General features: G+C 45.5%; 24 protein-coding genes and 1 pseudogene. 10 read left to right on the top strand and 15 right to left on the bottom strand.

Annotated features, from left to right (window positions below; genetic code table 11):
• The first annotated feature begins 57 nt into the window (after nt 1–57).
• From R7E29_RS05625 to R7E29_RS05610, 4 genes are all read left to right on the top strand, one after another.
• On the top strand, nt 58–783 hold the full coding sequence (locus R7E29_RS05625) for an NUDIX domain-containing protein (RefSeq protein ID WP_005373953.1): 726 nt from the start codon (nt 58–60) through the stop codon (nt 781–783).
• Between the two features lie 32 nt (nt 784–815).
• Nucleotides 816–1,469 (top strand): isochorismatase family protein, encoded by a 654-nt coding sequence (locus R7E29_RS05620; protein ID WP_053307171.1) that lies wholly within the window; start codon nt 816–818, stop codon nt 1,467–1,469.
• 29 nt (nt 1,470–1,498) lie between these two features.
• Complete coding sequence (locus R7E29_RS05615; protein ID WP_025768007.1) at nt 1,499–1,855, top strand: VOC family protein; 357 nt, start codon at nt 1,499–1,501, stop codon at nt 1,853–1,855.
• 154 nt (nt 1,856–2,009) lie between these two features.
• Nucleotides 2,010–2,903: a DMT family transporter gene (locus tag R7E29_RS05610; protein ID WP_005373960.1), complete on the top strand. Its 894-nt coding sequence runs from the start codon at nt 2,010–2,012 to the stop codon at nt 2,901–2,903.
• Here R7E29_RS05610 and R7E29_RS05605 read toward each other — a convergent pair whose 3' ends face one another.
• Nucleotides 2,904–3,644: a DNA-binding transcriptional regulator YciT gene (locus R7E29_RS05605; protein WP_054576166.1), complete on the bottom strand. Its 741-nt coding sequence runs from the start codon at nt 3,642–3,644 to the stop codon at nt 2,904–2,906.
• A 217-nt stretch (nt 3,645–3,861) separates the two neighbouring features.
• Between R7E29_RS05605 and R7E29_RS05600 the strand changes: the two genes are divergently transcribed.
• Nucleotides 3,862–4,341 (top strand): peptide-methionine (S)-S-oxide reductase, encoded by a 480-nt coding sequence (locus R7E29_RS05600; protein ID WP_005388723.1) that lies wholly within the window; start codon nt 3,862–3,864, stop codon nt 4,339–4,341.
• A gap of 38 nt (nt 4,342–4,379) precedes the next feature.
• Here the strand turns inward: R7E29_RS05600 and R7E29_RS05595 are convergent, their stop codons facing one another.
• From R7E29_RS05595 to R7E29_RS05580, 4 genes and pseudogenes are all read right to left on the bottom strand, one after another.
• Nucleotides 4,380–5,435 carry an NAD(P)H-dependent flavin oxidoreductase gene (locus R7E29_RS05595; RefSeq protein ID WP_033906298.1) on the bottom strand — a complete coding sequence of 352 codons (1,056 nt, stop codon included), beginning with the start codon at nt 5,433–5,435 and terminating at the stop codon, nt 4,380–4,382.
• A 187-nt stretch (nt 5,436–5,622) separates the two neighbouring features.
• Nucleotides 5,623–7,026, bottom strand: a pseudogene (eat, locus tag R7E29_RS05590) (ethanolamine permease).
• Nucleotides 7,027–7,037: 11 nt separating this feature from the next.
• Nucleotides 7,038–7,922 (bottom strand): ethanolamine ammonia-lyase subunit EutC, encoded by an 885-nt coding sequence (gene eutC, locus R7E29_RS05585; RefSeq protein ID WP_054576167.1) that lies wholly within the window; start codon nt 7,920–7,922, stop codon nt 7,038–7,040.
• The gene (locus R7E29_RS05580; RefSeq protein ID WP_318082451.1) at nt 7,915–9,327 is read right to left on the bottom strand and encodes an ethanolamine ammonia-lyase subunit EutB; all 1,413 of its coding nucleotides are present in this window, start codon (nt 9,325–9,327) and stop codon (nt 7,915–7,917) included. The genes eutC and R7E29_RS05580 overlap by 8 nt, the downstream gene beginning before the upstream one ends.
• Nucleotides 9,328–9,511: 184 nt before the next feature.
• Between R7E29_RS05580 and R7E29_RS05575 the strand changes: the two genes are divergently transcribed.
• Nucleotides 9,512–10,462 (top strand): helix-turn-helix domain-containing protein, encoded by a 951-nt coding sequence (locus tag R7E29_RS05575; protein WP_033906296.1) that lies wholly within the window; start codon nt 9,512–9,514, stop codon nt 10,460–10,462.
• A 44-nt stretch (nt 10,463–10,506) separates the two neighbouring features.
• Here the strand turns inward: R7E29_RS05575 and R7E29_RS05570 are convergent, their stop codons facing one another.
• A complete protein-coding gene (locus R7E29_RS05570) occupies nt 10,507–11,034 on the bottom strand; it encodes a TetR/AcrR family transcriptional regulator (protein WP_054576168.1) in 528 nt (175 codons plus the stop codon).
• A 122-nt stretch (nt 11,035–11,156) separates the two neighbouring features.
• Between R7E29_RS05570 and R7E29_RS05565 the strand changes: the two genes are divergently transcribed.
• The gene (locus R7E29_RS05565; protein WP_017635120.1) at nt 11,157–11,378 is read left to right on the top strand and encodes a hypothetical protein; all 222 of its coding nucleotides are present in this window, start codon (nt 11,157–11,159) and stop codon (nt 11,376–11,378) included.
• Nucleotides 11,379–11,476: 98 nt separating this feature from the next.
• Here R7E29_RS05565 and R7E29_RS05560 read toward each other — a convergent pair whose 3' ends face one another.
• Together R7E29_RS05560 and R7E29_RS05555 are read right to left on the bottom strand one after the other, a co-directional pair.
• Nucleotides 11,477–11,848 carry a VOC family protein gene (locus R7E29_RS05560; RefSeq protein WP_005373979.1) on the bottom strand — a complete coding sequence of 124 codons (372 nt, stop codon included), beginning with the start codon at nt 11,846–11,848 and terminating at the stop codon, nt 11,477–11,479.
• 59 nt (nt 11,849–11,907) lie between these two features.
• Complete coding sequence (locus R7E29_RS05555) at nt 11,908–12,798, bottom strand: LysR family transcriptional regulator (protein WP_017819777.1); 891 nt, start codon at nt 12,796–12,798, stop codon at nt 11,908–11,910.
• Between the two features lie 109 nt (nt 12,799–12,907).
• Between R7E29_RS05555 and R7E29_RS05550 the strand changes: the two genes are divergently transcribed.
• On the top strand, nt 12,908–13,519 hold the full coding sequence (locus tag R7E29_RS05550; protein ID WP_005388704.1) for a LysE family translocator: 612 nt from the start codon (nt 12,908–12,910) through the stop codon (nt 13,517–13,519).
• A gap of 131 nt (nt 13,520–13,650) precedes the next feature.
• On the opposite strand, the gene R7E29_RS05545 is transcribed toward R7E29_RS05550, so the two are convergent.
• From R7E29_RS05545 to R7E29_RS05535, 3 genes are all read right to left on the bottom strand, one after another.
• Nucleotides 13,651–13,860: a hypothetical protein gene (locus tag R7E29_RS05545; RefSeq protein ID WP_005373984.1), complete on the bottom strand. Its 210-nt coding sequence runs from the start codon at nt 13,858–13,860 to the stop codon at nt 13,651–13,653.
• A gap of 105 nt (nt 13,861–13,965) precedes the next feature.
• Nucleotides 13,966–15,564, bottom strand: a complete 1,599-nt coding sequence (gene groL, locus R7E29_RS05540; protein WP_005388702.1) for a chaperonin GroEL — start codon at nt 15,562–15,564, stop codon at nt 13,966–13,968.
• A gap of 33 nt (nt 15,565–15,597) precedes the next feature.
• Nucleotides 15,598–15,888: a co-chaperone GroES gene (locus R7E29_RS05535; RefSeq protein ID WP_005373989.1), complete on the bottom strand. Its 291-nt coding sequence runs from the start codon at nt 15,886–15,888 to the stop codon at nt 15,598–15,600.
• Between the two features lie 267 nt (nt 15,889–16,155).
• On the opposite strand from R7E29_RS05535, the gene R7E29_RS05530 reads away from it, so the two are divergent.
• The gene (locus R7E29_RS05530) at nt 16,156–16,506 is read left to right on the top strand and encodes a rhodanese-like domain-containing protein (protein WP_042523331.1); all 351 of its coding nucleotides are present in this window, start codon (nt 16,156–16,158) and stop codon (nt 16,504–16,506) included.
• Between the two features lie 93 nt (nt 16,507–16,599).
• On the opposite strand, the gene R7E29_RS05525 is transcribed toward R7E29_RS05530, so the two are convergent.
• The 4 genes from R7E29_RS05525 to R7E29_RS05510 form a co-directional block, all read right to left on the bottom strand.
• A complete protein-coding gene (locus R7E29_RS05525; protein WP_017635116.1) occupies nt 16,600–16,998 on the bottom strand; it encodes a GFA family protein in 399 nt (132 codons plus the stop codon).
• A gap of 251 nt (nt 16,999–17,249) precedes the next feature.
• The gene (locus R7E29_RS05520; RefSeq protein WP_005373992.1) at nt 17,250–17,513 is read right to left on the bottom strand and encodes a DUF3012 domain-containing protein; all 264 of its coding nucleotides are present in this window, start codon (nt 17,511–17,513) and stop codon (nt 17,250–17,252) included.
• Nucleotides 17,514–17,707: 194 nt separating this feature from the next.
• Entirely contained in the window at nt 17,708–18,727 is a 1,020-nt protein-coding gene (gene fni, locus R7E29_RS05515; RefSeq protein ID WP_054576170.1) for a type 2 isopentenyl-diphosphate Delta-isomerase, read from the bottom strand.
• A 238-nt stretch (nt 18,728–18,965) separates the two neighbouring features.
• Nucleotides 18,966–20,765, bottom strand: a complete 1,800-nt coding sequence (locus tag R7E29_RS05510; protein WP_005373994.1) for a cation:proton antiporter — start codon at nt 20,763–20,765, stop codon at nt 18,966–18,968.
• Nucleotides 20,766–21,205: 440 nt separating this feature from the next.
• Between R7E29_RS05510 and R7E29_RS05505 the strand changes: the two genes are divergently transcribed.
• Nucleotides 21,206–23,869 (top strand): DUF2339 domain-containing protein, encoded by a 2,664-nt coding sequence (locus R7E29_RS05505; protein WP_054576171.1) that lies wholly within the window; start codon nt 21,206–21,208, stop codon nt 23,867–23,869.
• The last annotated feature ends 26 nt before the right edge of the window (nt 23,870–23,895 follow it).

Here is a 23,895-nt window from a genome sequence, read left to right as displayed (position 1 = left end):
TTGATTGACCACTTGTTATGCGCTAGATTACTTACAAATCAATATTAGGACCCAACCATGATCGTATCTGTCGACATTATTCCATTCAGGCTATCTGGCTGTGCCGATAAGGGATTGGAAGTGTTGTTGATTAAACGTTCAAATCCAAATCGGCCATACCATGGAGTCTGGGCACTACCGGGCGGATTTGTCTTTGATAAAGACTTAACCAGTGAAGGCGGACGCCCGGCCGATGAAAACTTTGAAGCGGCGCGTCGCCGAATTTGCCGTGAGAAAATCCATACCTACCCTCGCCATTTTAGCGAAGCGTTTATCGACGGTGATCCAAAGCGCGATCCAGAAGACTGGAGCTTAAACATTACGCACTACGCCTTAGTTGATCGTAACAATGTAGAGCAAATAAATAATGCAGGTGTACCGGAATGCCAACTTAAATGGTTTTCGCTACAGGCTATTCTCAATGGAGAAGAGACTCTCGCATTTGATCATCAAAAAACCATTGAAAAAGCGTGGCAAAAGCTTCGTGCATCCATTGAATACACATCGGTTCTTTTGTTTGCATTAGACAAAGAGTTTTTGGTTGCGGACATCATTTCTGCTTATCAAGAGTTTGGTATTGATATCAGCCGAATGACGATTAAGCGCCGCTTGATAGATTCAGGCGTACTAAAACCCACTAATAAAGTCGCTTCAACCAACAAAGGCAAAGGTGGAAAACCCGCAATGGTATATACGCTGACTAGCGACGAAGTAACCTTTTTTCAAAACTGTTTGCGTGGATAAACGCAGACAATCAGACAGACAAGGAGTCTGCCATGACTGTTCGAGTAAACTATCAAACTACAGCAGTGATCGACGTTGATCCAGAGAAAGGCTTTAGTGAGTTATGTCCAGATGAACTGCCCGTTGCAGGTGCGTTGGAAATCGTACCGGAACTTTTGAACAATCATGCCAAAGGCCGATTAAAACTGGTCAGTCGTGACTTACACCCACCAAAAGCAAAGTGGGATGCAGAATCGCCATCCAATATGCTTGAGCCCGTTGGTTTACCGAATGTGGATATAAAGTGGAACCGTCACTGTGTGCTTGGCACAACAGGTTCTGAGCTGCTAGATGGCTTACCACCCGTGTTGGACTATGATTTTCAAGTTAATAAAGGTATGGATCCTGACGCACACCCTTACGGTATTTTTTTCCATGATATTGCCGACACCAAAACGACAGGCGCGCATGAATTTCTAAAGTTCAACGGGATTGATACCTTAGTTATCGGTGGCCTTGCCTTAGACTTTTGCGTGAAAAAATCCGTCATGCAAGCGCTGGAACTTGGCTACAATGTGGTAGTTAATCTTGCTTCAACTCGTGCGGTGCTGCCTGATAATGTAGAGAATGTGCTGACAGAGCTCAGAGATAATGGCGCATTATTTGTCGAAAAAGCGGACGACATCATCGTAGAAAAGTTCGCCTAGAAACGATAGTAACCGAGAAGGATTTCACCATGCATCAACATGAAAAATTGAATTACGTTGAATTTGGTTCCACTAATGTCAGTGCGACCAAACAATTTTTTGAGCGTGCTTTTGACTGGAGCTTTACCGATTATGGTCCAGAATATTCTGCATTTTCAGGACAAGGGTTGGATGGCGGATTCTTCAAATCTGAGTTTATAAACCAAACCGCAAATGGTGGCGCACTTTTAGTATTTTATAGCTCAGACATTCAGGCCACTCAGACAAAAGTAGAGCTGCATGGTGGAAAAGTTATCCGCCCTATTTTCGAATTCCCCGGCGGCTGTCGATTCCACTTCACTGAACCGAGTGGAAATGAATTCGCAGTATGGTCAGAGAGCCATTAAGTCATCACAAATCAACAACACACCATCAACGTGAGCCCAAGCTAGCCAGATCCGGAACTGGCATTACATTTCTGGTTGACCTCATCCTTGGTTTAATTCACTGTTAGCGCAACAATTAATCGATGAGGCGCTAGACCTCGACCAAGGATGTCAAATGACTGCCGTCAGTTTTTTTCGCTTACTCTGCCTCGCTGCTATTTGGGGTGGCTCGTTTCTGTTTATGCGAGTCGCCGCCAACACATTCGGGCCGGCTTACTTAATCGAATTTCGAGTTACATTTGCCGCCGTCGCTTTGTTATTGATCGCCGTATATTTGAAGAAGAAACTCACGTTAACTGCGCATACTAAACACTTCTTTATTATTGGCTTATTCAATAGCGCAGTTCCATTTTTACTCTTTGCGTACGCAGCCCAGACACTGAATGCATCAACTTTAGCAATATTGAACTCAACCGCCCCAATATGGGGAGCACTAGTTGGCTTTGTTTGGTACCGCAGCCCACTCACAGCGAAATCTGTTCTCGGTATGCTAATAGGCATTGGAGGCGTTGCAGTCTTGGTCGGCTTAGATACTTCAACCATAGGTGAAGAAGCCATGCTCCCTATTGCCGCCAGTTTGATGGCTTCTTTCAGCTATGGCATTGCTACCAACTACACTAAAAATGCGCCACAAGTACCTGCTTTTGACAATGCTCACGGCAGCATGTGGGCGGCGGTTATTTGGGTACTGCCGCTGCTACCATTCTTACCAATGCGTGCAGAACCAAGTCATTTCGAATGGAGCTCTGTTGTCACGCTCGGCGTTGTATGCACAGGGTTCGCTTATTTGCTCTATTTCCGCTTAGTTTCTGATATCGGCCCAGCGTCAGCACTGACTGTCACTTTTCTTGTTCCTGTTTTTGGTATCTTATGGGGCTACTTGGTGCTAGATGAGCCCGTCGGTTCTAACACCATCATAGGAACAATTCTAGTGCTTAGCGGCACTATGCTAGTCACCGGTTTCTCCCCAACAGCAATGCTCGCGAAGCGAAAACGAAGCGTGGCTTAATCAGCCTAATATAACTTCCACACCTCGCTTTTTGATTTGTTCAAGGTCGCTTTTCGGAGCGGCTTTGTCAGTCAGCAGCACTGATATTTCGTCAGTATTACCAATTGATGAGGGATAAATTTGCCCAAATTTACTAGAATCCGTTAGAACAATATTGCGCCTTTTTTTCGCAATGATGGTTTCTGCGATCTCAGCACGCATCATGTCGCGGCTAGTAAAGCCAGTGTCTTGATGGAAGCCGTCAATACCCAAGAAGGCCGTGCTGAAATGAATGTTCTCAATACACAACTTAGTCAGCGGTCCGACCAAGCTCTCGCCTTGGTGCTGATACACGCCACCAAGCAAGATAATGTTGGCAGAAGTGTTACGGATGAGATGGGCGATATACGCCGATGGCGTAATGATGGTCACATCGCCGCGCTCAGCCAATGTCCGAGCCAACAACGCATTGGCACTGCCTCCTTCAATCAGCACTGTCTCATTCGGTGCGACCAAATCCGCAGCTTGGTTTGCGAGCGATTGTTTAATATCGAAACGTACTTCTAGGCGGGCATCAATGTCATCACTTTGCAACGCGGTAGCTGCGCCGTGAACGCGCTTTAGGTAGCCCTGTTGCTCCAGAAAGTTCAAATCCTGTCTGATGGTCACACCCGACACGCCAATGATGTCAGAAAGCTCTGTGACTTGAACGCGTTTACGGTCGTTCACTAATTGCAGGATTTCATTTTGTCTTGGGTTCACAGGTTCGCTCCTTATTGATGAGCTTACAGTATACTCACCTGATGTTTCATAAGAAAAGAACTTGAAAGTAAAAAGGAAAAAACGCGTGGTCTGATTAGCCAAGCTGTACCTTGCGAATATCGCTCCCATCAACAGATAATAGGGCAACGAAGATGGGATGGAAGAAGAGGGGTTAACTCCCTACATCCCAACAACGATAGAGACTAGGATAAAAGTAATGGAAGAAATTTACTTCGCAGGCGGCTGCCTTTGGGGCGTGCAAGAATTTATGCGCCACCTTCCGGGCGTAATCAACACAGAAGCCGGGCGAGCAAATGGCACAACGGATAACACTCAATCCGAATACGATGGCTACGCAGAGTGCGTGAAAACCCAGTTCGATGCTGAGCAAGTTTCGGTTGAAACTTTAATGGGGTATTTGTTTGAGATAATCGACCCTTACAGCGTTAACAAGCAAGGTGAAGACGTAGGTGAGAAGTACCGTACTGGTGTTTATAGCCAAAACGAACAGCATCTCACCATCGCGAAAGCGTTTATCGCAGCACGACCGGACGCCGACAAGATCGCCGTAGAAGTACTGCCACTCACAAATTATGTGCCAAGTGATGATGAGCACCAAGACAGACTCACAAACTTTCCGAATGATTACTGCCACATCCCATTAGATTTACTACATAAATACAGGGATAACTCGTAACCATTCGGTCAGCATCGCTTTAAAAGGCAAGATGCATATCAGTTTAAATCGATGCCTTCCACTAATGACAATGTCATTTCTGCCGCCGATATTTCCTTACAACCCGACGAGTTTTGTCCGCACCACAACGGTGTGAATTCATCTCGGTTTTGCTTTTCCATAAGCGCTCTTAGTTGAGCCATTTCAATGGAGGCGTATGGGAATTTCGGCGCAAACTCACTGATGTAGCCTAGCTCCGACATCGCGCGATTCACAATGCCTCTCGCTGGTCGGCCCGAGAAAACATTGGTCACTGCGGTATGTTGCGCGCGTTCACTGGCAATGGCATATCGATGTAAAGACGATGTTTTCGCCTCATCACACAACAAATAGACGCTGCCAACTTGAACGGCACTCGCTCCTAATCTCAACGCGGCTTCCACCCCACTTCTATCAGCGATTCCGCCTGCAGCAATAACGGGCAAATTCACCCGTTTGGCGATTTGTGGTAATAACGCCATCAAACTTAATTGAGTAGTTAAATCATCCGATAAAAACATACCTCGGTGTCCACCAGCCTCCAAGCCTTGGGCGATAATACCGTCAACGCCTTTTGCTTCTAGCCAAAGTGCTTCGTCCACCGTGGTCGCTGACGAAAGGATCTTCCCTCCCCACCCTCTAATTCGAGCTAACAGATCATCGTCTGGCAAACCAAAGTGGAAACTGATCACTGGCGGTGCAAATGGTTCAATCGCGTCAGCAATATCATGATTGAAAGGCATCCTTGTCGGAGCGTTTGGCTGAGCCTGAACGGTTGCATCAACCTCGGAAAAATACGGTTGCAGCGTTTTTTGCCACTTTTCGTGCTTGTTGGCGTCATACTCCGGCATTTCATGGCAAAAGAAATTGAGGTTAAACGGTCGGTTAGTTGCCTGCTTGATAAGTTGAAGTTCTTTTACGATGGCGTCTTTGTTCAGCATTCCACAAGGTAACGAGCCAAGCCCGCCAACATTACTGACGGCGATGGTCATTTGGCTGTCTTGCACACCGGCCATTGGCGCTTGAATAATCGGTAACTCTGTTCCCAAAAGTGTATTAAATACCTTGTTTATCATGATCTTTCCTTGAAAACTTAACCTTTACCTGTGATGGATCTGCGCCATCGTTATCCAGACTAGACTTTCACATGATTAAACACTTATAAAGTTAAAGTGATGCATTTGTGCGCTATGCACTTTTGATAGAAATGACAAAGGGAGCCTATGGCTCCCTTAATATGCTGAATAACAAGAATCAAAGTGACTATCGTACGACATCTGATTCAAGCTCTAGCTCTGCTACAGACAGCATGGCAAACTCTTCCTCGGCGGTTGCTGCCACCAGTTTGTTGCGGCTGTATAACCCATAATAAACACCACCGATAAGAAACAATCCCATTGTCATGAAAAAGGCTGAGGGATCAAAAGCATAAACACCTGTCATTGCGATCAAAGAAAGCACCAGAGAAATACTCGAAGTAATTATCCCACCAGGCGTTTTATATGGACGAGTTAATTCCGGCTGTTTAATTCGCAATAAAATATGGCTCAAGGACATTAATGCGTACGATACAGTCGCACCGACAACAGCCATCGCCAAGATTAAGTCCCCCTCACCCGTAAGTGAAACCAAGAACCCAAAAACGCCCGGAACCAAAAGCGCACGAGAAGGCACTTTTTTGTCACTGGTTAATGACAAAGTTTGCGGTAAATAACCCGCGCGGGAAAGCGCAAACACCAAGCGACTGTAACCATAAATGATTGAAAAGAAAGAAGCGATAAGGCCAGCCAATCCAAGTAAGTTCACGGCCATTGCTACCGTTGAATTGCCCGTAAGCTTTAGGGCGTCAACTAATGGCACCGCGCTATCGCCTATGACCTTTGAGCCAACCGCACCAGCCAAAAGGACGACTACGAGAGTTGCGGTTAGCAATAAAAACAGCATCGCACCAATGATGCCTTTGGGAACATCTTTTGCCGGATTTTTTGCCTCCTCTGCCGCTAAAGGCACACCTTCAACCGCAAGAAACAACCACATTGCAAATGGCAACGCAGCCCATACGCCATACCACCCAAACGGCAAGATTTCTGTTGCCTGAGCCGTCGCCGGAGCAATATCGAATAAGTTATTAACATCAAAGTGACCAATAAGCACAGCAGCAGTAATGAGAATAGCTAGCACAGCCAAACCGCTGATGACCATCATCACTTTGAGAGCTTCGCCAACACCTGCCATATGAATAGCGATAAAGACGGCGTAGAAAAGTGCGTAAACAACAGGGCCATCGATACCAACCAATTCATTCACGGCTGAGCCAATAAAAATCACTATCGCAGCAGGCGCGAGCGCATATTCAATCAAAACTGATAAGCCAGTGAAAAAGCCGCCTGTCGGCCCCATCGCCTGTCTTGCGAAGCTGTAACCACCACCCGCAGCAGGAATAGCCGCAGACATTTCAGCTAAAGACAATACTAGCGTGAAATACATTACTGCCATCGCTCAAGCAGCAATAAGAAAGCCTCCCCATCCTGCTTGAGCGATGCCAAAGTTCCAACCGGCGAAGTCACCAGATATAACATACGAGACACCTAAGCCAGCAAGTAAAATCCAACCTGCGGTGCCTCTTTTTAGCTGCCTTTTGGCCAAGTACTCCTGATGTTTAGACATAGTAAATCCTTCTACTTTGATGAAATTAAAAAGTTGTCGCTGTGTTTATCTTCAACGCTTGCGCCACTTGGCTCATTGATATCTGAGCAATCTTTCAGATTCACTCCTGACAGTTGTAATTTTCGAGCTTCCTTGAGCAAGTAAAATGCGCGTTCACAGGCATCGTCATAGTTGAGCCCCTGAGGGCGCACATTGGAAATGCAGTTTCTTTGGGAATCTTTAGAGCCTCGTTTAGCCCCCCAAGTGAGATACATACCCATGCTATCCGGAGAAGTTAGACCGGGTCTCTCTCCAATTAAAACCAGCACGGCCTTGGCGTTAAAACATTCACCAACATCATCCCCTACCGCTACTCTTCCTTGCTTTACGATTGTGATAGGTGCGAATTTCCATTGATGTTCATCACCAGCGCTTAAAAGAGAAATCAATCGAGTAACAACAGGCACGGCATGGTTTTGAATTGCGACGGAAGAAAGTCCATCAGCAATAACAATCGCAAGATCAATGTCAATGTTATGCTCATTTGCTATCGAGTTGAGCGTTTGCCAAGAAGATTCATCAAGCAGCCTTCCTAAATCGGGCCTTTGCAGGTACATAAGCCGGTCACTCACTTGACTGCTAACTATGACAGGAGGTTCTAAGGTATTTTCAAGAATCGAGTAAGAGTCCGATAAACCAGCAACGAGAGAGTCAACATTCAAACTGCAATGCACTGCATCCATAGCTTGGGCGTGATCCAGCTGAAATGAGAGTAACTCGTTGGTTGGTACACTGTTCCCGCTGCGACCCAGAGCGATCCGAGCAGAGGTGAAGTCGCGTAACTTGCCCCAAGGGTTATGTGTGACAACTTCAGACTCATCTTGTGGGGACTGAGCAATGGTGATTACTTTACCCATGAGAATACCCCTTATTCACTTGGTTAATTGCTCCCGAAAACGAGCGAGAGATTTGCTCACTTAACCGAACGTCTTGCACGCTCTCGAAAATCTGCATCTCCATTAACCATTGTTCAAACTCTGGTGCTGGCTTCAAACCGAGTACTTTTCTTGCGTAAAGGGCATCGTGAAATGAGGTAGTTTGATAGTTGAGCATGATGTCATCAGACCCTGGAATACCCATGATGAACGAGCACTCGGCCACACCTAATAGTGTCAGCAAGTTATCCATGTCATTCTGATCGGCATAGGCATGATTGGTGTAACAGATATCGCAACCCATAGGTAAACCAAGCAACTTCCCACAGAAATGATCTTCAAGCCCAGCACGAATGATCTGTTTGCCATCAAACAGATACTCAGGGCCAATAAACCCAACAACTGTATTAACCAACAAAGGATCGAACTGTTTCGCGACAGCATAAGCACGGGCTTCACAAGTCTGTTGATCGACCCCATGAAATGCATTCGCAGACAGCGCGGTACCTTGTCCGGTTTCAAAATACATCACATTGTTTCCTACGCTACCTCGATTCAAAGACAACGCGGCTTCATGGGCCTCTTTCAAAATCGACAAGTCGATTCCGAAGGTATCATTCGTCCCTTGCGTGCCACCTATCGACTGAAAAACGAGATCGACTGGTGCACCCATTTCAATGGCTTCGATCGTGTTCGTTACATGAGTTAACACACAAGACTGAGTCGGTATTTGATAGTGTTGAATCACCTCATCCATTAAGTCCATTAACTTGATAGCTTGAGGCACATTATCTGTTGCCGGATTGATACCGATAACCGCGTCGCCATTTCCGTACATCAGACCATCAAAAATGGTCGCTGCGATACCGTTGAGAGAATCAGTGGGATGATTCGGCTGTAAGCGAGTAGACAGGCGACTCGGCAAACCAATCGTATTCCGAAAAGCCGTGACAACTTGGCATTTTTTAGCAACGAGAATCAAATCCTGGTTGCGCATAATCTTACTGACTGCGGCCACCATTTCTGGTGTTAAACCTTGACGAATTTTAGCCAACGTTTCACCATCGGCTTCTTCACTCAGCAGCCAATTTCGAAAATCTCCGACCGTCAAGTGCTCAATCGGCTTAAAGGCTTCAAGGTCATGCGTATCGATAATTAGACGAGTGATATCGTCGCTTTCGTATGGAATAACCGCCTCGTTAAGAAACGTTTTAAGTGGTAACTCAGACAGCGCCATTTGTGCGACTACACGTTCTGCCGCTGACTGAGCACAAACCCCGGCTAACGCATCGCCTGAGCGCTCCGGTGTCGCTTTCGCCATCAAGTCAGCTAATGACTTAAAGGTATAGACTTTACTTCCTTGTTGCCGACGATAAGTTGCCGTCATTGCTCTTCCTCTTCACTATTTGGTTCGCTTTTTGCTGAACTATCAATAAGCTTTAAGAAAGTATTGCCAAATGTGTTCCGTAGCGTTATCCAAAACTGGCAACATTTATAAACCAATAATAAACAATGAGTTATGTAAATACTGCTCCAACATGACTCACAAAAAAGGAATGAGCATCACAAGGATGAGTAACCAAATACCCCAAACTGCACCAATGCTGTGCATCCATCACACTAAGGATGCAAACCAACAAGCTGCGAGTCTGATAAACTGGCAACAGGAATATGACCAACTCAGCGATGGTCGATTTTTAGGTCAAATTCGAGAACGACGATTTCCCAATTTCCATGTGTTTCGTGAAGACAGTAACCGCTCGCTAAGACAGCAATGCAGGGTTGAAGAGGGAGGTATTTGGTTGGGTTTGAGTGCGGAAAATAAGCCGCTACACCTAAATCACAGTCAGTTTAATTCAAGCCAACTTTTGCTTAGGCAAGGTGGCGCTGATTTTGAGTTAATGACACCGGAGCAGTTTTCTATCTATGGAATAGTGCTCGACAAAAACTTCGTTCACATCATAGAAAATCAACTTGAGCTTGGGAGTATCCAAAACAACACATTACACTTAACGGGTTTGACGGAAAAACACATTCAACAACTTAAATACTACTTAGGCACGTTACTTGGTTCCGCCGAGCCAAGATGGTCTGAAACCACACATCAAGCAATCTTAAAAGATATTGTGCTGGAGTTGTTCTCACTCAGTTCACTGCACACGAGCCATCCGATATCAAGCTCTCATCGTCAACACGTGATGCACCGTATAAAACAACAGCTACAGGATCTAGACTACCGTACACCGATAACCGTCAGTGAACTGTGTGACGCAGTACACGTCAGTCGTCGCACACTACAGTACACCTTTGAACATTGCTGTAATACTTCCCCAAAGCAGTTCATACATCGAATGCGCCTGAATCAAGTACGTAGAGTGCTACAAAGCCCTGAAGATAATCGAACAATTGCAGAAATTGCTTTTGACTTTGGTTTTTTCCATCTCGGGCAGTTCAGTCAAAGCTACAAGCGGCTATTTGGTGAGACGCCAACTGAAACGAGAAAATGGGAGTCCAGCAAATAAAATGACAGGCAGTATATTCTTTCAGATCCTGCGTTGGGGCCATGTTATGCAGTCGCAATGATTTGCTGAAACTTAGCATGAAACTCTTCAAGTGCCGCTTCAACATCCGGTTCTGCACGGCTCAAGTGCGAGATTAACGTCATAAAATAGCAGTCAAAAATCAGCGGTATTTTTCCCTCAAGGACGGAGCTTCCGTTTACAGATTGAAACAAAGCTTGGTTAAACGACTGATAATAATCCAAATCCCAAATCACTTCTTTCAACAAAGCTCGGCTCAGCTCAACGTTCGCAAAATAGTAGCGATAGTATTTCTCCGTCAGCGCCAAACCAATGTCGATATCGGTTTTACCTTCCACACTGACTAGCGTTTCTTGGCTGATCTGTTGCAGTTGCGCCAGCATCCCTTCGCGCAAAATCGACAGTTTAGTCGGGAAATGGCTAAACACTGTGCCATCGGCTACTCCTGCTGCTCTCGCTATCTGCCTTGTGGTCGTCATGTCATAGCCATTTTGAGCAAAAGATGCCCATGCGGCTTTTAGAATTTTATCTCTGGTCTGTTGTCGCTTCGTCATTGATGTGTCTGCTTAATGAGCCTGAAAGGATCATACCTTGCGTGGTTGAGATTGACAAATTGAGCGCGCTCATTTATAAAATTGATCGCGCTCATTTTATATAAAAACAAAAGGAATCGCTCATGTACGTATTAAACAAACTAGGCCAAGGATTGATTTTCTTCCCGACCATCTTCTGCTTTTCGTATATTTTAAGACCGATATTAATGGTCATCCTTATTCCAGGAGGACTCGCACTTTTGGCGTTAATCGGTGGCGCAGAAGTCAGAGCAGAACTCAAAGCCATGCTGCTTGAGGAGTTTTTTGGCGTTAGCCCATCGCACACCACCTCGAAAAAGGCGTGAGTGCGCTACAAACGTTGGCAAGGCTAAGTAAAAAAGAAAACGCGCAGATATCGAGATCTCAATACCTGCGCGTAGATGTGGTGAAAATAAGACTGGCGTTAGTCAGTATTCATGTTCTGGCCAATTCGCCATAAAACGCCACTAGGGTCAAACAAACAACATTCGCGCATGCCCCAAGGTTGCTCGACCAGCTCAGTCAAACGCGAACCAAATTCTTCATGACCCACTTTGGATAAGTGCTGATGCCAGCTTTCTGCGTCTTCTACGAGCAAGTGCATCATGAAGTTATTGCCGTGTTCTGGCTCATAAAAATTCTGTAAAAGAAACGCGCAGCTACCTTGAGAGAAATATGCTACATCACCGAAGTCCGATGCCATTTCAAAGCCAATCGCCTCATAAAAACGTTTTGATAGCGCGTAATCTTTCGCCGGAACAAATGATTTGATTTCAACAATATTGAGGTTTTCCATTTCCAATTTCCTAAGCCTTTTTCCATAAAACTGACTGACGTAATCTCGCTCTATGCCTTCTATTCGCCTTGCGTAATCTGCTGTGATGACAGTGGCACACACTCTGCCATTTGCGTTTGTAACCACGTGATAAATTTATGTTCGAGTTCTGTACGCTTTTTATCTTGACTCAATAAAACGTAATTGCAACTTGATGGAGAAAACCCAAATGGTGCGACCAAATTACCACGCTTAATATCGTCCATGACAAAAGGATACGATCCCATTGCGACGCCTAAGCCATCCACCGCTGCTTGTATGCAAAAATAAAAATGCGTGAATGATTGCTGAGTGTTGCCGTTGAAAGTTTCACAACGTGTTGATTGCTGCCAATCCGCCCAAGCATTCGGTCTGGTTTGGCTATTCAACAATCGAGCTGCTTTCAAATTGTCTTTAATGGATTGCCAATACTCAGGAGAAAATACCGGCCCCACCCACTCTTCCACAAGAATGGTTTTGTCGTAATCGTGATGCTGCGCAAAATCGTCTCGACGAATCGCCATCGAAAGCCCAGTTGATCCTAATGTTACCGGGCCACCAGCCGTCGACAAACGAACATCAGCACGGTGTTCATCATTAAACGCGGCCAACCTTGGCATCAACCAGCGCATGGTTAATGTCGGTTCACAAGACACTTCAAGATGCTGATGCTTCTCTTGCATAAGCGTATTCACGCCTTTTTCTAGCGTTTGGAATGCCGTTTCTGTGTATGTCTTGAGTAATTCGCCTTCTGCCGTCAACACGACTTTCCTGCCCTCTTTGAAGAACAAAGGTTGAGACAGATATTGCTCAAGTTGCTTGATCTGCTTACTCACGGCTCCGTGGGTAATGTTCAGTTTGTCAGCCGCTTCAGTGTAGCTTGAAGAGCTCGCCGCAACGTGGAATACATAAAAAGATTTCAGGTGACGCATCTGTGAGTTTTTCTCACCAATATGGGAATATTTTTCGATTATAGTCAGTAATAAAGACGCCTACAATTCCGCTACATCCCAGACTTCATCATTCAAACAGGAAATCGATATGGAATTTGTAACTCTTGCGTTATTAGGTGTGCTTATTGTTATTAGCCCTGGCGCAGACTTTGTTTTGGTATTAAGAAATAGCTTAAATCAAGGACGAAAAGCAGGCGTGTACAGTGCGATTGGTATCAGCATGGCGATCAGCATCCACATCGCTTACTCCATGCTGGGGATCAGTTACTTAATTTCACAAAATGAATGGTTGTTTAATCTCGTGCGCTATCTTGGGGCCGCTTATCTTGTCTACCTTGGGATTAAAGGAATATTCTCCTCGCAACCTGCATCAAACTCAGAAACCGTTCAACAGAGCGAGTATTCAATGTGGCGATTTTTCATGCAGGGATTTCTGTGTAATTTACTCAATCCCAAGACGATGCTGTTTTTTCTGAGTATTTTTAGCCAAGTGATTTCTCCCGACTCTAGTCAGCAACACATCGCCTTGTTCTACGGGATTTATATGATTGCGCTGCATGGTATTTGGTTTTCTATCGTTGCTGTTTTATTCACGTCACCCCAGCTACAAGCTTTCTTGTTGAAGATTAAGCATCGACTCAATCAAGCATGTGGGGCGGGATTGATCATTTTCGGCGCAATGCTGGGCTTAAAGGTGTAGTACGCTTGCGGTCCGATTACCCCAGTTCAAATTGATCATTGAACAAGTGGCAGCAATCAAATAAAAATCAACATTATCAATACTTTAAATTAGAAAAAAACAGCCAACGTGCGCTGGCTGTTTCGATACAGTTAATGGATGACCCGAGCGTCCCCTTTAAATAACTGAGACAGATCGATAGTGAATATCGTCACTGTCGGACGTTTAGGCAGAGCATTTTCGATTGAAAACTCTGGCCCAGCTGGAACGAGGGGGAAGTGAATAGCAGTCGGCCACGTTGACGAAGCTTCATTACCGCCCGGCTCAGATATTGAGAAAGAAAACGCAGGTAAACGGGTCATAACACTTACCTCAAATGACTGATTAGCGGGCTCAAGCGAGCCCGCTTAGGTTTTGCAATATTATTGTTATTTTAACGCTTACTTAATCACTAACGATTGATGACGTTAGATATCAAGTTCTTTGTCTTCAACGTGGTTGGTGATCATCGCTTCAGTGGTGATCATCAAGCCAGCAACAGACGCTGCGAATTGAAGCGCTGAACGTGTTACTTTCGCAGGGTCCAAGATGCCCATTTCGATCATGTTGCCGTATTCACCTGTTGCAGCGTTGTAACCGTAATCGGCATCACCCGCTTTAACAGCGTTCGCCACAACAGAAGCTTCGTCACCTGCGTTAGTTGCGATTTGACGAAGAGGCTCTTCCATTGCACGTAGCGCAACTCGGATACCCACGTTTTGGTCATCATTGTCGCCTTTTAGATCCGCCAATTCTTTCGCGATCTTAGTTAGGGCAACACCACCACCAGCAACAATACCTTCTTCAACCGCTGCGCGGGTAGCGTGTAGCGCATCGTCCACGCGGTCTTTCTTCTCTTTCATCTCAACTTCGGTTGCAGCGCCGATCTTGATCACCGCTACGCCGCCAGAAAGCTTCGCAACACGTTGTTGAAGCTTATCTTTGTCGTATTGAGAAGTGGTTGTTTCGATTTGTTTTTCAATCGAAGCCACACGATCAGCAATCGCGCTTGCTTCTGCTGCACCACCCACAATGGTTGTTGTGTCTTTGGTGATGGTAACTTTCTTCGCACTACCTAGTTGCTCTAACGTTGCTTTTTCGAGCTCTAGGCCGATTTCTTCAGAGATGACCGTACCAGCAGTTAGTACCGCAATGTCTTCCATCATCGCTTTACGGTTGTCACCAAAGCCAGGCGCTTTCACCGCGGTCGCACGCACGATGCCGCGCATGTTGTTCACAACCAATGTCGCTAGCGCTTCACCTTCGATGTCTTCAGCAATGATCAATAGCGAGCGAGAAGATTTCGCCACTTCTTCTAGTACAGGCAATAGCTCGCGGATGCTGCTGACTTTTTTGTCCACCAATAGGATGTAAGGGTTGTCTAGCTCGACGCTGCCATTTTCTTGGTTAGTGATGAAGTATGGCGACAAGTAACCGCGGTCAAATTGCATACCTTCAACCACAGACAGTTCGTTGTTTAGACCTTGGCCCTCTTCCACCGTAATCACGCCATTGCGACCCACTTTTTCCATCGCTTCTGCAATGATTTCACCGATCGCGCGATCGCTGTTTGCAGAAATGCTACCCACTTGGGTGATGGATTCTTTGTCACTGCATGGCTTAGACATTTCACGTAGTTTCTCAACCGCCGCTTCAGTGGCTTTGTCGATACCACGTTTTAGGTCCATTGGGTTCATGCCAGAGGCTACCGCTTTAAGACCTTCATTGATGAAAGATTGCGCCAGTACGGTAGCCGTCGTTGTACCGTCACCCGCTTCATCATTCGCTTTGGACGCCACTTGTTTCACCATTTGTGCGCCCATGTTTTCGAACTTATCTTTCAGTTCGATTTCTTTCGCTACAGACACGCCATCTTTGGTGATGGTTGGCGCGCCGTAAGATTTATCAAGCACAACGTTGCGGCCTTTCGGGCCTAGTGTCACTTTTACTGCGTCCGCCAGTAAGTTCACACCTTTCAGCATTTTTTGACGTGCGTCATTAGCAAATAATACGTCTTTTGCAGCCATGGTTATCTCCTCAAAAAACTACTACAAAAATAATTACTCAACGATTGCTAACACATCAGATTCGGACAGAATTAAGTATTCTGCGCCGTCAATTTTCTCGGTTTTCACGCCGTAACCGTCATTGAAAATGATTTGGTCGCCCACTTTGACTTCCATCGCAGCGCGTTCGCCATTTTCAAGACGTTTACCTAAACCAACAGCAATGACTTTCCCGCGGTTTGATTTTTTCACCGACTGAGAAGTTAAAACGATTCCCCCTTCAGATTTATTTTCCACCTCTTGTCTTTCAACAATTAGCTTGTCATTTAAAGGACGAATTTTCATTTTTAAGTGCCTCCTACTTGGAACCAAAAATAAAAGACAAAATAAACATCAAGATGGATTTGCGAGTCGACAGCTCGCTTTCGATGAAAATAATAAGGTCGAAAAATTAGAGTTCAAGAGGTGAATTTGATAAAAATTTTTTATTAAATTAAATAAAATTTTCTATCGAATTATCGCATTCACAACTACTTAGCATCTCTTTATGATGGAAAATATGCTCAATCAAATCTAGAGTGGTTACGTACTCTTAAAAAGGATAATCAAACAATGAAAAAGGCCGTATCTCTATTTCTTGCAACGTTGTGCGTTGGCTTCCTCTCCCCCAACGTGTCGGCTTCTGAACGCGCTGAACAAGGGTGGCAATTGATTGACAAGGGCGCGATGATTGTCGATGTGCGTACGCCGCAAGAGTTTTCTGAAGGGCATTTGGATAATGCCGTCAACTTCCCTTTATCTGAACTTGATAAACATTTTCAAGACGTCGATAAAGATCAAGCTATCGTGTTGTACTGTCGCAGTGGTAACCGCTCTGGCAAAGCGTATCAATACTTACAAACGCAAGGCTTTACGAATCTGCACAATGCAGGTGGCTTAGAAGAACTACAAGACGCCAGATAGTCGTCTCCGTTCTAATATACAAAGTAAAAGCGCAGAGCGTGTCGCAAGCGTATTGTAACGCGCTCTGTTTCTAAATACTTATCTACAACAACTCTACTTTGGCCCTGCATCAAATTGAGTCAGGTTATCCGATATCTCGAGCCACGGCGCTTTCGACGCGACAAAAATATGGAAATCAGGCTTGTGAGAAGATGTGTCATCCAAGATACCAAGGCGAATATTGACGATCCCATTGTTCTTTTTCGAATACAGACTTGATCCGCAGTGGCGACAAAAGCATAGCATGGTATTTTCGCTTTTCTGATAAGTTTGAATATCTTCTTTCCCTTGGATAATAAGCAGTTTATCCAACGCAATACCACCGGCAGATGAATAGTCAGAACCTGTGAACTTGCGGCATTCAGAGCAATGGCAATTTCCCATGTACTTAAATTCATCTGCCACTTCCAACTTTACCTTGCCGCACAGACATGAGCCTTTTAGTACTTCCATTTGAATTCCTTTTTGTTATGAATCTAATTGAATTAGATGGCTATCTCGACACCATGCCATTGCAATACGAAAAATTAAAGACAGGCAATACAGGTTTTCAAAAATGAAACGAAAATGTAAAACTTTCCATTCAGAGGGAGGTGCGCTGACACGTGAAAAATCGAGCTATTTTAGATACAAAAACACCAAGCAATAACGCTTGGTGTTTACCTCACAGAATGTCGCCTCAGAAAAGGCGCTTTCCGCTGTGCTTAAAAAATGCAGTGTTTAGTAAAGCTGGTCGCTTCGTTTGCAGTCCAGTCACCTTTCGGCTTATCTTTCAGGTTTTCACACCATTGCTCGCTGCCGACACCATCTTGCAGAACACAATGCTTTGCAAAGTCTACCGCGTTGTCTGCTGTCCATTCTGTTTTTGGCTTATCGCGCATGTCGTTACACCAGCCTTCAGTGCCCACTTCATCACTACAAGCGGTCAAAGCAGAAGCCGCCAACATCAGCATGACTAGTTTTTTCATAAATTTAAGGTTCCAGTTGCAAACAATAGTAAAATTAAACTCAATCTCTTCAACACGTGCCCATTCAAGTGTCTGAATAAAGGCGTCACTAGCTGAAGTGACTTTTGTATCAACTATAACGAAATTATCAGTCTACGTGTTAAGACATCGAAAAATTATTGAGCGACTCTGTGTAAAGCGCGCCATTCTAAAAGCTATAGGCAGCGCGCTTTCGTTAGCTCACCAACCTTAGAAGAGCCAGTACCAAAGCACGCTAAACGCAGCTCTAATGCCATTTGTTCAAAGTGTTCGACGACAGACTGCGTGCTGATCGTCGCAGCTTTTAATACCGCACCAGCTTGCCCAATGAGATTAGCACCCAAATGAATGGCTTTCGCCGCTTCAAGTCCGTTATGAACACCTCCCGAGGCGATCAACGGTAATGTAGGATGCAGTGCGCGGATTTGAGCCAAACATGTTGCTGTAGGGACACCCCAATCGCGGAAAAGCTCGGCTGCACGCTGCATTTTCGGATTGTCTTGGCAATACCCTTCAACCGCACTCCAGCTTGTACCACCCGCGCCCGCAACGTCAATTGCATCCACACCAGCATCAATTAATCGCTGCGCAATGTGTCCGCTAATACCAAAACCGACTTCTTTGATAATGATAGGAACCTTCACGCGAGATTTAAGCATCTCAATTGCCTGGAAAACACCAACCCAATTGTGGTCGCCATTTTTCTGAAACGCTTCCTGCATTGGATTAACGTGCACAAACAAGGCATCTGCTTGAATCGCCTCTACCGCACGTTGCGCATTATCGAGTTTACCTTTATCGAGCAATTGAGCGGCTCCAAGATTGGAATACAACGGTACTTCTTTCGCCAACTCACGAATGGTTTTACCCAAGCCCGAATGCTGACTTTCTTCTAAGCTAATCCGTTGCGAGCCCACACCCATGGCAATACCTAATTCACTTGCGGCTTCAGCCAAACGACAATTGATCGTTTCTGCGTCTTTTGCTCCGCCAGTCATCGAGCTAATCAAAAACGGTAGCGCTAATTGATGACCAAGAAACTCTGTCGATAAATCGATCGCGTGAAAGTCACATTCTGGCAGCGCACAGTGTTCAAACTCGACAGACTCAAAACCCGCCGTTTTATGCTTCATGCTCATATCATGATGTAAAACAGCATCTAGGTGTAAATCTTTTCGGTTAGTTTGCGGAGCCATAATGTCACCCTAAAGTAAAACAGTCGCGCAGTATTGCGATCCTTATCAGTAACGTCAATGCGAATTTTGTGAATTTGCCGGATTACTTTTCCGAAACGAGTAATGAATCTCGACTGCCCCTGACATTATAAGAAAAGAAACTCGCTTTCCGTTTTAAACAAGCCGGCAAGTTTCTCTTCAAATTGAGATAATCAGCGTACGATACCCATGATGAAAATGGATCACATTGCTCTGTAGTTTACTTTACGCTGTCCGACAGAATTAGCGACACAACAGTGCTTGTCGTCGTTGGTTCAAACTGTTCGGGATCATCACAGAATTGAATTTTTCCTTTTTCTTCTACATGGAACAGCGGTACAACTGAACTACCTTTGTGATGCGCTAAATAATCTTGATACGTGAAGTTATCGCTCAATTTCGTGTGTTTAACCTCTGCACCACGACTTAACATACTGGCTAGCTGGGTATAGCTTACATTGCCGCCCATCAGCAATTTACCATGGTACTCCTGAGCCACGGAGTGCTTCTCGCTGCCATTGCCGTTGGTTTTCACTTTTTGTAAGCAGTGAACTTTATCTTCCCCAAACTCGTCGACGAATTGCATGCAAGCCATAATGTTGAAATGCTGATCGGGCGTTAATGCAACCACTTGTCCAACTCCTATCAAGTTCAAGTTGTCGTCCGCGTGACTAGAAATAGGGTTGCCGTAATAGTAATCCAACCCCAACATACGAACCTGACTGATGTACTCCCAGTTTGAGTCAGTCATTAATACGCGGCGGTCATAACGCGCCAGCGCCTGCCCTATTTCTCTTGCTACTCGGTTAGCACCAATCAACAAGAAGCCGCGTGGTGCTGGCTCTGCAACGCCCAACGTCAGCGCTACAGGACGTGCCGTCGCACTTTGTAACACGACCGTTCCTATAATCACCATGAAGGTCATAGGGACCAGTAAAATCGCTTCATCAATGCCGTATTCGGTCAATTTGATCGCGAAAAGAGACGAAATCGAAGCAGCAACAATACCGCGCGGTGCAACCCAAGACAAAAACAGCTTATCTTTAAGACGCAAGTTGCTGCGGAAGGTTGAAAGAAAAATCGATAACGGACGCGACACTAACTGCATAAATACAAACAACAATAACGCACCGCTACCTAGCGCAGCAAAATCATCCAGACTGATTCGAGCCGCAAGGAAGATGAACAATCCGGTGATCAGTAAAATGGTTAAATGCTCTTTAAAGTGCAGAATTTGCTGAATATTGATGTCTTTAGCGTTTGCGAGCCACATACCCATTACGGTGACGGTTAGTAACCCAGCTTCAGACTCAATGTGGTTAGAGACCGAAAATACACCTAGAACCACCATCAAAACCGCAAATGGCTGCAAATATTCCGGTAGCCAAGAGCGACGCATGATCGTCGCAACTGCATAGCCTGAGGCCGCACCTAGCATGACACCGACAGCAATGATCGTCCCAAACACTTCGACGCTATTTATCGCGCTGTGAGATACGATAAACTCGTAAACCATCACAACAAAAAGCGCACCGAGCGGGTCAATCAAAATCCCTTCCCATCGCAAAATGTTAGCAAGCGTACTGTTAGGTCTTACGGTTCGTAGAAGTGGCACGATGACCGTCGGCCCTGTTACTACGGTTAAGCTGCCGAACAACATGGCAAGCTCCCAAGTAAAGCCGAGGAAATAGTGTGTTGCGATACTGGTCGCCGCCCACGAAATGATCGCCCCGATGGAAACAATGCTCCATACCGAACCACTCACGCCACGAATTTCTTTAAAATTTAAGGTCAAACTGCCTTCAAATAAAATCACTGCCACCGCCAAAGAGACCAACGGAAAGAGCAAATTACCTAATATCTCATCAGGATTTAACCACTGCATAAATGGCCCGACGATCAGCCCTGCCAACAACAAAAATAAAATCGCTGGCAAACGCAATCGCCAAGCTAACCATTGGCAACCTAAACCAATAACCCCAACCGCTGACAGCACCAGCGCTTCATTACCCACTTGCATCAATAATTACCTGTTTTTGTCTTTTTTCGCGTGAATGCGCTATACCCGAATACATTCAGCCTTACGGTCAAATAGAAACAACCGAACGTGCAAATCAAACGACTGACCTTCGATGACATCGCTACGAAACGCACATGTTTGAAGTCCTTTGGCGATCGCATCAGAACTATGAATATAGTTGACCCCCAATGACTTAACGACTCATTTTTGTTCATCAGGTCTTAAAGTGGCACACAAGTGTGCGACTTTGTCGAATTCATCATTACGCATTGAGTTTCATTATGTAGAATGATTTCTGAAGAAAGCGCGGAACCTAGCACTATATGAGGCTAAGGCATAGAGCATGAACTAAGCTTTAGCGTAAGTGCTCAAAGTTAAGAATCGTGGGTCACGCGACGTACGCAAGGAGAAATGGATTGTACGTAATACTAGCACTGTTCATGGCGTGTCTCGCCATCCTCATCGGAGTGAAAGCCGCCAACCGAGCTGCACTTTTAGAAAAAGAACTAACCAAACTTCGTGAGGAAGTCACATCACTACGAGCCAGTGTCCATGGGGGCTCAAACCCACAAGCGCACCAACAATCCAGCATCGAAAAAGACACACCATCTGTAGCGACGTCACCTCACATAGAATCACCACAGAAAAATGTCTCATCCTCTGGGGAACATGATCCAGCTGCCAACCTAGACTTGGACCAGAGCGCTGCGAATCAAGGGTACGCCCAGACAAGAGAAGTGCAACTGGATGTTTTTAGTCAAGAAAATGAGTCATTCCTTCAGAGTAAAGTTCAGAGCCTGCTTAGCAACATTCAAGAAAATTGGTTGGTTTGGGTAGGCGCATTGGCCATGCTGATCGGTGGAGGTTATCTCGTACAGGTGATTGGTAGTCACATCCAGTTTTCGCCATTTATGCGAGTGTCCTTTGCCTTTGTGATCTCATTACTTATGGTGCTTGTTGGCGAGTGGTTTCACCGTAAAGAACAACAGAATCCGCAACGGGCAGCACGAGCCCAAGGCTTTACGTATGTTCCTGCTGCTGTTACCGGTACGGGATTAACGGGCATTTACTGCACCGTCATTTTTGCCTTTGTGGTTTATCAAATGCTAACGCCGAGTATCTCGTTGATCATCTTGGCTTCAGCGGCATTTTTCAGTTTAGCATTATCATTGCGACAAGGGCCGTTAATGGCCGTGCTTGGCTTAATTGGTGGCTACACAGCACCACTGTGGATTGGGGGTAATGAACCCAACTACTTTTTGTTAGCCGGATACATCTGCGCAATTTCGTTCGCGGCGACCTTATTGATGCAAAAAGTGCGTAGGTCATGGATTACGCCAAGTATCGCGATTCCACATGTCATTTGGATGTTGCTGTTGATTGAGAGTACACCAACAGAACTGTTGTTCTCGTGGCTCGCGATTTATCTCTCCATCACTTTGTATCTCATTTTCGCGGTTCCGAGAATGGGTTGGATGCTCAATCCTCGCTTTCGTCACTATCAAAGCAAGTGGACAAACTCGCCGACCGCTACCGCTCTCGCAACTGCTTTATTGACCTTTTCTGCCGTCACCAGAATGCCGGATCTGAACACTCTACAAATGGCGTACTGTTATACGCTGCTTGTTGCGATCATCTGGCTACCAGCACTTCGTACAGGCTGGTCATTACGTGTATTTTTGCCATCCATTCTCGTCTCAGCAACCGCGCTGATTGTTCTTACCATCGCTTTTAATGCGCTGTATATGTTAGAGCGAGAAGCTAGCATCCTATTCGCATTGGCGGTGAGTATTGCGCTGATCTGCTATCGAACATATTGCCAATCACTTAGTGACCGTTCGCAACTCAGTGGGCTGCTTCTGCTGGTACTGGCTCCCGCGATGAGCTTAATTACGTTGTTTTATATTGACGAATTTATGCAAGGCTACCTGTGGTATTGGACTGCATTCTGCGCATTGATGGCCACTTACTACGTTGTGCTTGGTCAGCGTGCACGTTCGTTGGCATTAGAATGCTCTGCCGTTATGCATGCTTTAATCGTAGGTATCGCTTTTGTTTGGTTGAGTGATACTTGGTTAACAACAGCAATCTCAATACAAGTTGCGATAATGGCCTTACAGGCTCAAGTCGGGTTATTTCGACCTGCGAGTTGGGCGATTAAAGTGGCAATGGGAATACTGGTTATCCGACTCACGCTGCTACCTTTCATACCCGAATGGCAACCGGTAGAAGCTGGGCATTGGGCTTGGGTTCTGGTGAGTTATCTGCCTTCTCTCTTCATCTTGTCTTATGCTCGTTCAACACTAAAACAAGTGGACCGAGAACTGACCAACTGGTTTGAAGGGGCGTTTTTACATGTATTCTTAATGGCATTGTTCACCCAAACTAACTACTGGTTAACGGGGCAATATGGTTACTTGGGGAACATCGACTTCACAAGTGCGGCAGTCTTTGCCAATCAAGCATTAGTTATGGGTTTGGTATACAGCTACCGCAGCCAATTTGCGCAACGCTTAAGCCGTATCTACGAAATCTATAGTTACTTGCTTTGGTGCGCGTTCGCTATATTGATTATTTTGCTTAATACGGCAGAATCGCCGTTGGTGACTGATAACGTCTCGGCACAAGCACTTCCCATCTTTAACATGCTGAGTATCGGCTGGCTGTTACCAGCTTGCATCCTGCTTATCGCAACCTTTAAACGCTGGAATACGTTGCAAGTTCATCGATTTGCGATTGCTAGTCTAGGCTTTTTACTTGCAGCCATTTGGTTGGGGATGTCTATCCGTCAATTCTGGCAAACCACATCAATGATGCTGTATCAGCCAACCAGCATGGCAGAGTTGTTCAGTTATTCAGTGGCTGGCTTGCTCGTAGGTGGATTGCTGACTTGGCGCGGCGTGACCCAACAGGGGCTGATGATGCAGCGTGTCGGTCTAGTGGTCCTTGCCGGTGTCGCACTGAAAGTATTCTTATGGGATGTGAGCTCTCTGGATGGGTTCTGGCGAGCAATAAGCTTCTTAGGCTTAGGTGCATCTTTGATAGCACTTGGATGGCTATTCCAGAAATTGAATCGTTCGGTGGCAAAAGCACTCGAGCCCTAGACGAGTCAAAGAGAGATTCCCGACAG

Origin of the sequence: Vibrio sp. Vb1729, from assembly GCF_033338655.1 — a bacterium.
GTDB classification, from domain to species: Bacteria; Pseudomonadota; Gammaproteobacteria; order Enterobacterales; family Vibrionaceae; genus Vibrio; species Vibrio alginolyticus.
Note: the sequence above shows the minus strand (reverse complement) of the source record. Positions and strands in the feature narration are given on the sequence as shown.